The sequence below is a fragment of the Streptomyces sp. NPDC051567 genome, assembly GCF_044454165.1.
Taxonomy (GTDB): domain Bacteria; phylum Actinomycetota; class Actinomycetes; order Streptomycetales; family Streptomycetaceae; genus Streptomyces.
The window spans coordinates 35,939-48,565 of record NZ_JBITDK010000037.1; the positions used below are offsets into that span (position 1 = coordinate 35,939).

Sequence of the window (12,627 nt, forward strand, 5' to 3'; positions counted from 1 at the left end):
GTTGCAGCAACGGCGCAGGGCCCGCCCCCGGGACAACCGGGGCCGGGCCCTGCGCCGTGTGCGGGGTTACTCGGGGCGCCGCCGCTTCGGCGTGATCGCGGTGAGGTCCAGGCCGATGGGGAACGGGACGGAGACCTTCAGGCGGTCGTGGAAGATGCCGGCGGCGACATAGGCGCCGGTGGAGGGGTCGAGTTCGTAGACATGGACCACGGCACGGCTGTCCTTGTTCTCGACGCGCCAGTAGTGCGGGATTCGGGCTCCTGCGTATTTGACCGGTTTGATGCCCCGGTCCCGTCCGACGGATTCAGGAGAGACCACCTCGACGGCCAGCCGCACAGCCTCGGCCGGGAAGCGGGTCTGCCGGTCACTCTCGATCACGGTCTCGTCGACCACGATCACATCAGGCTCGGGACGGTTGTGCCGGTCGATGTCGATGGTGAACTCGCGGACGACCTCCAGACCTTCCGGTACCAGTGACTGGAGCTGTCAGTTGAAGAAGTCGACCGCTCGTGAGTGGAAGAGGGTCTGCGGACCCACGAAGATCAGGCTTCCGTCGATCAGCTCCGTGTGCGGAGGCAGATTCGCAAGCGTGTCCAGGTCATCGGCGGTCCAGCCGCCCGGCGGGGGGATCGGCCAGCGGTGTTCCGGGTTCGTCGGTGTTCCCACGAGCCGGAGTTTCGCGGGTCCGTCCAGCGAATGGACGGGACTCGGCGGGGATTCGCTCCTACGGGGCATTTCTACGGGTGTTCGTGGGCGGTGGGGCAGGTGATGGCGGGGTTCCAGTTGTGGAAGGGGCCGGCGGGGTTGTTCTTGTAGCCCCACATGTGGAGGTCGTAGTGGATCGGCATCCCGGGGGAGTGGCCCGGCATCGGGCCGTCGAAGGGGAGGCCGAACATGGTGGGGCGGTCGTCCTTCGTCCGCAGGTCCTGGTCGGCGTCGGAGACCATCCACTCGACGGCGTAGAGGGTGCGCCCGCCGCCGGGGCCCTTCTCCGGGCCGTAGATCACCGCGGTCGGGCGGCTCGGGTCGGTCGAGCCCCAGCGGGACGGGTCGATGTAGTGGAAGCCCATGGCTCCCGGGCCGCGCGGGTTGGCCAGACAGTCGTCGGTGCGGACGTAGCCGTCGGCTATCGCGGCCCGCTCGTCCGCGTACTTCGCCGTCACGCGGTACGCCGTCGCCAGGTCGAGCACCGCCCGCCGGTTCGTGGGGTCGGGCGCCGGGCCGTCCACCGCCTGGGCCGGGGGGAGGACGGACAGGGCCATGGAGACGGCGGCGGCGCAGACGAGACCGGCCTTGAGCGGACGTGCGGACATCGGGGCTCCTGCCACTCGGGGGCGTTGCGTCCACCATCCCGGCGCGGCGGGACCCGTGCACGCGGCATGCCCCCAAACGGGTCCGGCGGGAGCGCGGGGCCCGTACGGCACGGGCTCCGGCCGGAGCCCGTGCCGTACGGGGCAGGTGGCAGGCAGCAGGTGCCCGGGGTCTACCGGGCGGCCGTGATCCGGCCGGTGACCTCGCCGAGGCCGACGCGGGTGCCGCCCGCGCCCGGGGCCCAGGCGGTGAGGGTGACCGTGTCGCCGTCCTCCAGGAAGGTGCGCTTGCCGTCGGCGAGTTCGATGGCGTCGCGGCCGTTCCACGTCAGCTCCAGCAGCGAGCCGCGTTCCCCGGCGGAGGGTCCGCTGACCGTGCCGGAGCCGTAGACGTCGCCGGTGCGCAGGGAGGCGCCGTTGACGGTCATGTGCGCGAGCTGCTGGGCTGCCGTCCAGTACATCGACGCGAACGGCGGCGTCGCGATCTCCTGCCCGTTGACCGCTACGGAGATCCGCAGGTCGAAGCCGCCGGGCCGGTCGCCGTCGGCGTCGTCCAGGTAGGGCAGGAGCGGGAAGTCCCGGGCGGGCGGGGCGACCCGGGCCGCGTCCAGCGCCTCCAGCGGGGTGACCCAGGCGGAGACGGAGGTGGCGAAGGACTTGCCGAGGAAGGGGCCCAGCGGCACGTACTCCCACGCCTGGATGTCCCGCGCCGACCAGTCGTTGAGGAGGAACAGCCCGAAGACGTGGTCCTCGAACGCGTCCAGCGCCACCGGCCGTCCCAGCTCGGAGGGGGTGCCGACGACGAAACCGACCTCGGCCTCGATGTCGAGCTTGACGGAGGGCCCGAAGACGGGCGCCGGGTCGGTGGGGGTCTTGCGCTGCCCGTGGGGGCGTACGACGTCCGTCCCGGAGACCACGATCGTGCCCGCACGGCCGTGGTAACCGATCGGCAGGTGCTTCCAGTTGGGCGTCAGCGCGTCCCCGTCGGGCCGGAAGATCCGTCCGACGTTGGTGGCGTGGTTCTCGCTCGCGTAGAAGTCGACGTAGTCGGCGACCTCGTACGGCAGGTGCGAGGTGATCGTGTCCAGCGGCAGCAGGTGCGGCTCCACGGCCGGGCGGTGGCCGGGGTCGGTGACCCAGGCGGTCAGCGCGCGGCGCACATCGCGCCAGGCGGTGCGCCCGGCGGCCAGCAGCGGGTTGAGGGAGGGCTGCCCGAGCAGCCCGGCGTACGGGGAACCGAGCGCGACGGCGGCGGCCCCGGCGTCGAGCACGTGCCCGCCGATGCGCACACCGATGCGGCGGCGGGGGTCCCGCGCGGTGGAGAAGACGCCGTACGGGAGGTTGTGCGGCCCGAACGGGTCGCCCTCGGGGACATCGAGGGGGCTCTGCTGGGGCATGGGATGCTGCCTCGCTTTCGACGCGGTCCGGGGGTGTCCCGGGCTGGTTGACACGTTACGTGGCGGGTGGTGGCTGCGGGAGGCCGGATTCGGGCGCTATTTGTAGGACTTGTCCAAAGGGGTCCGTATCCTTGGCGCCGTGACTTCAGCCCTCCCCTATGTCCTGATCGCCACCGACCTGGACGGGACTCTGCTGCGCGCCGGGGACACCGTCTCCGCCCGCTCGTACGAGGCGCTGGAGACGGCCCGTGCGGCCGGCGCCCGGCACATCATCGTCACCGGCCGCCCGGTTCCGCAGGTGCGCCACGTCCTGGACGGGCTCGGATATACAGGGCTCGCGGTGTGCGGGCAGGGAGCGCAGGTGTACGACGCGGCGCGCGGCCGTCTGCTGCACTCCGTCTCCATGGACCGGGAGCTGGCCGAGGTGGCCCTCGGCAAGATCGAGGCGGAGGTCGGCGAGGTCTACGCGGCCGTCAACCAGGAGGGGGTGGACGCGGAGATGCTGATGGAGCCGGGCTACCGGATGTGGCACCCGCACCTGCCGACCGTGCCGGTGCCGCGCCGCCGCGACCTGTGGGCGGCGCCGATCAACAAGGTGCTGCTCCAGCACCCCCGGCTGGACGACGACGAACTGACGCGCGTGGCCCGCTCGGTGGTCGGGGACCTGGTGAACGTCACCATGGCGGGCGAGCACACGGTGGAACTCCAGCCCCCGGGCACCGACAAGGCGAGCGGTCTGGCGCGGGCGGCGCGGATGCTGGGGCTGCCGGCCTCGGGGACGATCGCGTTCGGGGACATGCCGAACGACGTCCCCATGTTCGCGTGGGCCGCGCACGGGGTGGCCATGGCCAACGCCCACCGGGAGCTGGTCGCCGTCGCGGACGAGGTGACGCTGTCGAACGAGGACGACGGCATCGCGGTGGTGCTGGAACGGCTGTTCGGCCGGCCGGGGGTGTTTGTAGGTTTCCCCTAATGCCTGACGCGGCACTAGGGCACTAGCTCCCACCGGTACCCGCCGGCTCCCGCCCCGCGCCCCGGTTCAGCCCGCCGCGCGGGGCAGCCGGCGTTCCCAGGTGCGGTGGAAGACCACCTCCCCGCCCTCCCGGCACACCACCTCGTCCGAGGTCAGGAAGGCGCCCTCGTCGCACGACATCTCCGAACGGGTCTCCACCCGCGCGTCCCAGCCCAGCTCCGGCCGGTGGAACCGGAGGTCCCACCGGGAGCGGGTCCGGGCCGAGAGCGCGTCGTCCTGCTGGATCTCGTAGACCTCCCGCGCCTCCTCGGTGACCTCCAGCCCGTCCGGGTAGCACCGGATGCCCCCGTACGGGGTGTCCCCGTGACGGGGGTCCACCTCCAGCCGCCAGGTCCCGCGCGCGACGTCCCGTACGACCAGCCGTCGCGGAGGCGGTTCGTCCAGGGTGGCCGGGGAGGCCACGACCGGCGGGGGCGACTGCTCCGGCGGGCCGAAGGCGACGCCCCCGTCCGTCGCGGACCGGGACCGGACCGGGAGGGTCAGCGCGCTGCCCGCCGGGTCCAGGGTCCAGCCCGCCTCCGAGCCCGCGCGCGGCCAGAGCCACGGCCAGTACGCCGAGGAGAGCCCGAGGCGGATGCGGTGGCCGGGCGCGAAGGCGTGGCCGATGCCGCTCAGCTCGAAGTCGACGTCCTCGTACGCGCCCACCGGCCACGGGTCCGCCCGGCCCGGGCCCCGGCGGGCGGAGAGGTTCAGCGCGCCCCGGGTGACCAGCGTCGAGGAGCCGTCCGGGGCCACGTCGCAGAGCCGGGCCACCACCTGCCCGTACGGCACGTCCAGCCGCAGCCGCAGGAGCACCGAGGGCCGCCCCAGGATCTCCAGCGGCTCCCCGCCCTCCACCGGGAACTCGAAGCAGGCCGACCGCGCGTCCTCCTCCCGCTGGTCCGGCGGCAGGTCCGCGTCGTCGCCGAGCGGGCACGGCCGGCCCGCGTCCACCCCGGTGTGCTGCGGCGAGACGACGGCCACCGGCGCGCCCTGGAGCCCGTACGGGACGGGGACGACCGAGGCCCCGGGCAGGTGGCGGTCCCCGGCCCAGCGGCCCGGCAGCTCCCCGTAGCGCGTGGCCGGCGGGTGGGAGGCGCTGATCCAGGAGCGCAGCAGCGGCTCGTCCATCACGCCGTTCTCCTCGCCCTTGAGCCAGTGGTCCCACCAGCGCAGGGTCTCCTGGAGGAAACCGATCGCGGGGCCCGGCGAGAACCCCTGGTCGGGGTACTGGTGCGACCACGGCCCGATCAGGCCCCGGACCCGGGTGGGCGGCAGGTGCTGGACCAGCCGCAGCACGGTGTCCCGGGACGGCTCGTGCCAGCCGCCCACGGCCAGGACCGCCGCGCCGCCCGTGACCAGCCCGCTGCCCGCCCCGGGCCCGCCGCTCGTGCCGTCCGCGCCGCTCGCCCCGTACTCCTCGCGGGGGCTGCCGTGGCGCCAGTAGGCGTCCCGCGTCTGGTGCGCGAGCCAGGTGTGGACCGGTGGTTCGAGCCCGGCCAGCCGGTCCAGCCACTGCTCGCGCCAGCCGTCTCCGACGAAGGCCGGGTCCGGCGGGCACGCGGCGCGGGCCAGCGCGGCGGCTCCCCGCGCGTGCAGGCCCGCGGCCGACACCGAGCCGCCCGCGTACGGACCGCCGTTGTCGTACCGGTCGTCCGTCGGGCAGACGGCGACGACCGCCTTGAGCGGCCCGGGGCCGAGCGCCGCGATCCGCAGGCTCTCGGAGGCGCCCCGGGAGATCCCGAACAGCCCCACCGACCCCGTGCACCACGGCTGCTCCGCCAGCCACCGCACCACCGCGACCCCGTCGGCCGGCTCCCGCCCGTCGTACGGGTCGCCCGGCCGGCCGCCGCCGCACCCGTGGCCGCGCGCGTCCACCCGTACCGAGGCGTAGCCGTGCCCCGCGTACCAGGGGTGGCGCTGCCCGTCGCGCGGCGCGGTCCGGTCCGTCAGCCGGTCCGGCCGGTACTCCAGCAGCGCCGGGACCGGCTCTGCGGTCACCGGGCGCCAGATCCGGGCGTGGAGCCGCACGCCGTCCGGGAGCGGAATCCGGACATCCTCATGTGCGGTCGGGTACGGGTGGTCCGGGCGGACGGCCGCCCGTCCGGGGGAGGCGTGGCCGTCCCCCGGTGGCGGCTGTTCCACCGCCGGTTCGGGGGTTTTGTCCCCGCCGGTCGAGGTTCTGGACAAAACGTATTCTCCGGTTGAGTGAGGCTCCTCCCGAACATACCGGCGTATATCGGACGGTGCGCGGGTCGCCGCCGGACGGGCGCTCTCCGTGATCGAAAACAGACCGGATACGCTGGCTTGAGTGATGGCAGCGACACATTGACAATCCATGTGGTCGTCAGCGTGATCGTCAGCAGACAGGAGTACCCCTCGTGACCGTCGTCGGGCCGTTCGGACTGAGCGTGCGGGACCAGGCTCTTGAGACCGATGTCCAGGCCGGACTGGCCGCCGTCGAGGCGGGTCTGCTGGAGGCCACCAAGAGTGAGGTCCCCTTCATCACCGAGGCCGCGCAGCACCTGGTGCGGGCCGGAGGCAAGCGGTTCCGGCCGCTGCTGGTGATGCTCGCGTCCCGTTTCGGCGACCCCTACGCCCCCGGAATCGTGCCTTCCGCCGTGGTCGTGGAACTCACCCACCTGGCGACGCTCTACCACGACGACGTCATGGACGAGGCGGACGTGCGCCGCGGGGTCGCCAGCGCCAACGCCCGCTGGGGCAACTCGGTGGCGGTCCTGACGGGTGACTTCCTCTTCGCCCGCGCCTCGCACATCCTGGCGGACCTCGGACCCGAGGCCGTACGCATCCAGGCCGAGGCGTTCGAGCGGCTGGTGACGGGCCAGATCCTGGAGACGGCGGGCCCGCGCGACGGCCGCGACCCCGTCGCCCACTACCTCGACGTGATCGCCGGCAAGACCGGCTCGCTGATCGCCGTCTCCGGCCGCTTCGGCGCGCTGATGTCCGGTGCCGACGCCTCGGTCGTCGACATCCTGACCCAGTACGGCGAGCGGCTCGGCACCGCCTTCCAGCTCGCCGACGACGTCCTCGACATCTCCTCCGACTCGCACGAGTCCGGCAAGACCCCCGGCACCGACCTGCGCGAGGGCATCCCGACCCTGCCCGTGCTGCTGCTGCGCGAGGCGGCCGAGCGGGACGGGCGCGAGGAGGACCTGGAACTCGTACGCCTCCTCGACGGGGACCTCACGGACGACGCCCGCCTCGCCGAGGTCCTCGCCCGGCTCCGGGTCCACCCCGCGCTGGAGCAGGCCCGCCGCGACACCGTCCGGTACGCGCAGGACGCGCGGGCCATGCTCGCGCCGCTGCCGGAGTGCTTCGCGAAGTCGGCCCTGGAGGAGCTGTGCGACGCGGTGGTGCACCGCGCGGGCTGACCCCGCAGGACGGCGCCGCTCCGCAGGACGGAACGCGTCACCCCCGTAGCCACGCAGCCCCGTAGGGCGGATGCGCGGCGCCTGCGGTCCGGACGGACCCTGCGGCCTGTCCGGACGGACCCCGCGGAACGGGCCCTTCCGCCCCGACGACCCCTACGGGTCGGGGGCGAGGGGCCCTCGTCGTGTCATCCCACGGTCGTACGACGAGTTGATTCCGGGGACTGACGCCCCTGTCCCCCCGGTTTGGTCAGATGGAGTCATCACATCCCACCGGATCGGGTGAGTGTGACGACACGGGGGTCGTCACCATCGACACAGAGGGCAGGGCACTGACATGGCAGCGAAAACGAAGACTTCCCGCAGGATCGGCCGGTACGCCGTACCGGTAGCGGTGGCGGGCGTCGCCGCGATGACCGTGGTGCTGGTTCCGGCCCTCGCCAACGCGAGCGGCCCCGACCTGCCGAAGGTGACGGCGCAGCAGCTCATCGAGAAGATCGCCTCCTCGGACGTCCAGCAGCTGTCCGGCACCGCCAGGCTCAGCACCGACCTCGGCCTGCCGTCCTTCGCGAACGGACTGCTCGGCGGCGGCGGGGTGGCGGGCGGCTCCGCCGACCCGCAGGACAAGATCACGCAGCTCGCGTCCGGCACGCACACCTTCCGCGTCGCGGCCGACGGCCCGGACCGCCAGAAGCTCACCTTCCTCGACGGGAAGGACGAGTACAGCCTCATCCACAACGGCGACGACGTGTGGGGCTACGACTCCAAGTCGAACGAGGTCTTCCACCAGAAGAACCCCGGCGGCGGCTCCTCGGACGGGCACAAGACCGGCGACCGGCTCTCCGCCTCGCCCCAGCAGCTGGCCCAGGACGTCCTGAAGGCCGCGGGCCCGACCACGGACGTCACCGTCGGCGACACCGCGCAGGTGGCCGGGCGCGACGCCTACCAGCTGGTGCTCAAGCCCAAGCAGAGCGGCTCCACGGTCGGCTCGGTCCAGATCTCGGTGGACGCGAAGAACGGCGTGCCGCTGCGCGTGCAGCTGCTGTCCAGCCAGGGCGGCAAGCCGATCGTGGACGCGGGCTTCACCAAGATCGACTTCGCCGCGCCCGCCGCCGACACCTTCGCCTTCACCCCGCCCAAGGGCGCCAAGGTGAACGAGGGCGGGACCGGCGAGGGCCAGGACGGCCACGGCAAGGGCGAGCGGGACAAGGGCGAGCGGGACAAGGGTGGCCACGGCAGCGGGTTCAAGGCCCTGGAGTCCTTCCCGGGCCTGGGCGCTCTGACCGGCGGCGCGAACGGCGCGGGCGACGTCAAGGTGCTCGGCGAGGGCTGGGCGACCGTCGCCCGGATCGACACGGGCGCGGGCAAGAACCTCAAGGAGCTGGAGAACGACAAGGACGCCCCGAAGGAGGCCAAGCAGTTCCTGAACTCCCTCGGCGACAAGGTCTCCGGCTCGTTCGGTGAGGGCCGGATCTTCTCGACCCGCCTGGTCAACGCCCTGATCACGGACGACGGCAAGGTCTACGTCGGCGCGGTCACCAAGGACGCGCTGGTGAACACGGCCAACTCCGCCAAGTAGGCCGAGCGGGCCCGGTAGGCCCGGCAGGCAATCGGCCCGGCCAGCAGGCCCGGCCAGCAGGATCGGCCCGGTGGGCCGAGGAGCATCGCAAGCCCCCCCCCAGGGAGGCGAGGGTGGTCCGGGACTGTGTCCCGGACCACCCTTGTCCCGTTACCGGCCACCGGGCGCGGGGCCCGCTGTACGGTGGACGACATGTCGAGAAACGTCACCATCCGCCTGGAAGAAGAGTTCCACGAGCGCCTGAAGGCCCGCGCGGCGGCACTGGGGACGACGGTCACCGCGCTGATCACCGAGGTCACGGAACGCGAACTCGACGAGGACCGCAAACGCTTCCTCTCCGGCATCGACGAGTTCGCCGACCACTGGGGCTACTTCCAGGAGCGGTTCGGCAATTGAAGATCACCATGGAGTGGGCCTGGACCGCTCTGGCCCACCACCTCCCCTCCGATCCCGCCGTCTGGGACCCCTCCGGAGTGGCCGCCGCCGTCGCCCGGCACCGCAACGACCTCGTCCTCGTACCCGAACAGCCCGCCCCGGACACCGCGTGGCGGGCCGCCGCGTTCCTGCACACGCTCGCGGTGTGCCCGGCGCTGGAATCCCCGATGAACGAGTTCTACGCCGCCGCCGCCACCCGCTCCTACCTGCGGGTGGCCGGGGCCGGGCAACTGCCCTCGCCGGAGGTGCTCGGCGACCTGGTCGAGGCGGCGAAGCTGGGCCGCGCGGACGTCGCGGCGGTCGCCGAGGAACTGCGCGCCCGGATTCAGACACCCCTGCCGGCCTCGCTGCGCGGCCGTACGGAAGGCGGCGCGTAGCGGGGCCGGCGGGCGTGTCGTCGGGGCCGGGCCGGGGCCCGGATCGGGGTCCGGGTGCGTCCCCGGGGCCGGACCCGGGGACGGGTGAGGTCCCGCGGCCGGGCTAGAAGGTGATCTTCCAGCTGTTGATGTAACCGGTGTCCGCCGAGGCCACGTCCTTGGCCTGGAGCTTCCAGATGCCGTTGGCCGGCTCGCTCGACGCGTTGACCGTGTACGAGGCCACGATGTTGTCGGCCGAGTCCGTGCCGGAGGAGTTCTTCAGCCGGTACGCGGTGCCGTCCGGCGCGATCAGGTCGAGCTGCACGTCACCCCGGTAGGTGTGGACGATGTTCACGTCGACCTTGGTGGTGGCCGGGGCGTTGCCCACGACCCCCGCGACCGTGACCGGCGAGTTCGCGGCGGCACCGGGGGAGTCCGGGATGTTCACGTCCGCGGTGTTCTCGAAGGACGGGCCCGGCGGGACCGGTGTGGACGCCCCGAGGTTCCAGATCGCGTAGGCGATGGCGTCGGCGTTGCGGTCCAGGGCGGTGTCGTTGATGTTCGCCAGGCTGTCGCAGGCGGAGTGGTAGCAGCGGTCGAACGCCTGACCGGAGGTGCCGCCCCACTTCTGGGCCTGGGCCGCCGTCTTGAGGTAGTCGGCTCCGGAGAAGAGGCCGCCGACGGGGATGCCCACGTTCTTGAACGGCGCGTGGTCGGAGCGGCCGTCGCCCTCGGTCTCGATCTCGGTCGGGACGCCGAGGCCCGCGTAGTAGTTCTTGAAGGTCTGCTCGATGGTGGGGTCGTCGTCGTAGACGAAGTAGCCCGGGTTCGGCGAGCCGATCATGTCGAAGTTCAGGTAGCCGGAGAACTTCGCGCGCTCGGCGGCCGGCAGGTTGTTGACGTAGTACCTCGACCCGACCAGGCCGAGCTCCTCCGCGCCCCACCAGCCGAAACGCAGGTGCTTTGTGGGCTGGAGGCCCGCGCGGGAGACGGCGAGGGCGGCCTCCAGGACGGCCGCGGAGCCGGAGGCGTTGTCGTTGATGCCGGCGCCCGAGGTCACCGAGTCCAGGTGCGCGCCGGACATCAGGACCACGTTGGGGTCCCCGCCCGGCCAGTCGGCTATCAGGTTGTAGCCGGTGGCGCCGCTGGTGGTGAAGGTCTGGAGCGTGGTGGTGAAACCGGCCGCGTCCAGCTTGCCCTTCACGTAGTCGATCGACGCCTTGTAGCCGGGCCGGCCGTGGGCGCGGTTGCCGCCGTTGGCGGCGGCGATGGTCGAGAACTGCGTCAGGTGGGCCTTGACGTTGGCCAGCGGGATGTCGGGCGGTACGGGCGCCGCCGTGACCGCCGTGGGTGCGGCGAGCGCGGCGGGTGCGGTGGAGGCGAGCAGCCCCGCGACCGCGAACGCGGTCACGGCGGCGAGGTGCCGGGAGACGGACAGGCTCATGTGGGGGCTCCGGGATTCCGCGGGGATGTGACGGAACGTGCGGGGATAGAGCGGTGAGCAGGCGAGCGGTCGTGCGTCAGTGAGGCAGTGCGAGCTGATGTTCGGCGAGGACATGACAATAAGTCAAGACCGCGATCCGGTCAGGAGGGTTCGTTGAGCGGACGGTCCCCGGTACGGGTGTTCTGCACCGGGGACCGTGAGACCACGGGGACGCGCGAGGCGGAGGCACCCGCCCGGCCCGGGGCCGCCGGAGACGGCGGGGCCGCGCGGGCCGTCCGGGTCGCGGAGCCGCGCGGGTTACGGGGCTACGCGGGCTCGCGCGCCGGGGCCGGGGCCGGGGCGGTGGCGGCGGTGCCGGAGGCGGCGGCGGGCGCCTTCGGGTCGGCGAGGAGCCGGGCCCTGGTCCGCCGGGCCGTCCGCAGCGCGTCCCAGGTCAAGATGGCGAGCGCGGCCCAGACGAGGGAGAAGCCGGCCCAGCGCTCGGGCGGCATCGCCTCGTGGAAGTAGAGGACGCCGAGCGCGAACTGGAACACCGGAGCCATGTACTGGAGCAGCCCGAGGGTGGACAGCGGGACCCGGATCGCGGCGGCGCCGAAGCAGACCAGCGGGACGGCGGTCACCAGCCCGGTCGCGGCGAGCAGGGCGGAGTGCCCGACGCCCTGCGAGGCGAAGGAGGACTGTCCCTGCGCGGCCAGCCACAGCAGGTAGCCCAGCGCGGGCGGGAACAACAGCGCGGTCTCGGCGGTCAACGACTCCAGCCCGCCCATGTTGATCTTCTTCTTGAGCAGCCCGTACGCGGCGAAGGAGAAGGCGAGCGTCAGCGAGATCCACGGCGGCCTGCCGTAGCCGATGGCCAGGACGAGGACGGCGGCGAAGCCGATGGCGACCGCCGCCCACTGCGCGCGGCGCAGCCGTTCCCCGAGCACGAGCACGCCGATCGCGATGGTGACCAGGGGATTGATGAAGTAGCCGAGGCTCGCCTCGACGACCTGGCCGTTGTTGACGGACCAGATGTACAGGCCCCAGTTCACGCTGATCACCGCGGAGGCCAACGCGGTCAGGCCGAGCTTGCGGGGCTGCCGGAGCAGCTCGCGTATCCAGGCCCAGCGCCGCAGCACGAGCAGCGCCACCCCGACCGCCACCAGCGACCAGACCATGCGGTGCGCGAGGATCTCGACGGCGCCGGAGGGCTTGAGGAGCGGCCAGAAGAGCGGCACCAGGCCCCACATGCCGTATGCGCTGAATCCGTAGAGCAAACCCGTGCGTTGCTCGTTCTGTGCCTTCACGGCTTTCACGGGCCCTCCCCTTACGACTTCCGGCCAACCTCACGACCGTAGCGCCGCACTGGCCGGATGTCATGCCCGTTGCCCAGAGATGCTCATGACACCGCCGGGGGTTGCGCACCGGCGGCCGAGGGCCGAAGACCGTGCGTCGAGCAGCCGTGCGTCGTACGTCCAGGTGCGACAGGGCCCGGTTCTGCTGGACGGCCGGGCCCTGGGACGTCCTGGAGTCCCGTGGGGTGGAGGTTGGGTGCGGTGCGGTGCGGTGCGGTGCGATGTGGGTGGGTGGGTGGGTGGGTGGGTGGGGTCGGGCGGGTGTGGTCGGTGTTAGGGGATGGTCCAGGTGTTGGTGCCGGTGAGGAGGGTGGTGAGGTTTCCGGGGCCTTGGGTGGTGGTGGCGGTGGTGATTTGTTGGTTGGTGAGGT

10 protein-coding genes and 1 pseudogene are annotated in these 12,627 nt (G+C 72.6%); 5 read left to right on the forward strand and 6 right to left on the reverse strand.

Features of this window, described 5'->3' with window-relative positions; translation table 11 throughout:
- Positions 1–66: 66 nt before the first annotated feature.
- The 3 genes and pseudogenes from ACIA5F_RS28200 to fahA all read right to left on the reverse strand — a co-directional run bounded on the left by ACIA5F_RS28200 (position 67) and on the right by fahA (position 2,707).
- Positions 67–666, reverse strand: a pseudogene (locus ACIA5F_RS28200) (Uma2 family endonuclease).
- 71 nt (positions 667–737) lie between these two features.
- Positions 738–1,313, reverse strand: a complete 576-nt coding sequence (locus tag ACIA5F_RS28205; protein ID WP_399357765.1) for a hypothetical protein — start codon at positions 1,311–1,313, stop codon at positions 738–740.
- A 170-nt stretch (positions 1,314–1,483) separates the two neighbouring features.
- Entirely contained in the window at positions 1,484–2,707 is a 1,224-nt protein-coding gene (gene fahA, locus ACIA5F_RS28210; RefSeq protein WP_399357767.1) for a fumarylacetoacetase, read from the reverse strand.
- Positions 2,708–2,846: 139 nt separating this feature from the next.
- On the opposite strand from fahA, the gene ACIA5F_RS28215 reads away from it, so the two are divergent.
- Positions 2,847–3,680 (forward strand): HAD family hydrolase, encoded by an 834-nt coding sequence (locus ACIA5F_RS28215; protein WP_399357769.1) that lies wholly within the window; start codon positions 2,847–2,849, stop codon positions 3,678–3,680.
- A 66-nt stretch (positions 3,681–3,746) separates the two neighbouring features.
- Here the strand turns inward: ACIA5F_RS28215 and ACIA5F_RS28220 are convergent, their stop codons facing one another.
- Entirely contained in the window at positions 3,747–5,864 is a 2,118-nt protein-coding gene (locus tag ACIA5F_RS28220) for a CocE/NonD family hydrolase (RefSeq protein ID WP_399357781.1), read from the reverse strand.
- A 236-nt stretch (positions 5,865–6,100) separates the two neighbouring features.
- Between ACIA5F_RS28220 and ACIA5F_RS28225 the strand changes: the two genes are divergently transcribed.
- The 4 genes from ACIA5F_RS28225 (at position 6,101) to ACIA5F_RS28240 (ending at position 9,499) form a co-directional block, all read left to right on the forward strand.
- Positions 6,101–7,111 (forward strand): polyprenyl synthetase family protein, encoded by a 1,011-nt coding sequence (locus ACIA5F_RS28225; protein ID WP_399357771.1) that lies wholly within the window; start codon positions 6,101–6,103, stop codon positions 7,109–7,111.
- 334 nt (positions 7,112–7,445) lie between these two features.
- Positions 7,446–8,687 carry an outer membrane lipoprotein carrier protein LolA gene (locus ACIA5F_RS28230; protein WP_399357773.1) on the forward strand — a complete coding sequence of 414 codons (1,242 nt, stop codon included), beginning with the start codon at positions 7,446–7,448 and terminating at the stop codon, positions 8,685–8,687.
- Positions 8,688–8,879: 192 nt separating this feature from the next.
- Positions 8,880–9,083 carry a ribbon-helix-helix domain-containing protein gene (locus tag ACIA5F_RS28235; RefSeq protein WP_399357775.1) on the forward strand — a complete coding sequence of 68 codons (204 nt, stop codon included), beginning with the start codon at positions 8,880–8,882 and terminating at the stop codon, positions 9,081–9,083.
- Positions 9,080–9,499 (forward strand): hypothetical protein, encoded by a 420-nt coding sequence (locus ACIA5F_RS28240; protein ID WP_399357777.1) that lies wholly within the window; start codon positions 9,080–9,082, stop codon positions 9,497–9,499. The genes ACIA5F_RS28235 and ACIA5F_RS28240 overlap by 4 nt, the downstream gene beginning before the upstream one ends.
- A 103-nt stretch (positions 9,500–9,602) precedes the next feature.
- Here the strand turns inward: ACIA5F_RS28240 and ACIA5F_RS28245 are convergent, their stop codons facing one another.
- Positions 9,603–10,922, reverse strand: coding sequence for a M28 family metallopeptidase (locus ACIA5F_RS28245; RefSeq protein WP_399357779.1), 1,320 nt, complete (start codon positions 10,920–10,922; stop codon positions 9,603–9,605).
- 305 nt (positions 10,923–11,227) lie between these two features.
- A complete protein-coding gene (gene rarD, locus ACIA5F_RS28250; RefSeq protein ID WP_399357783.1) occupies positions 11,228–12,208 on the reverse strand; it encodes an EamA family transporter RarD in 981 nt (326 codons plus the stop codon).
- Positions 12,209–12,627: the final 419 nt, after the last annotated feature.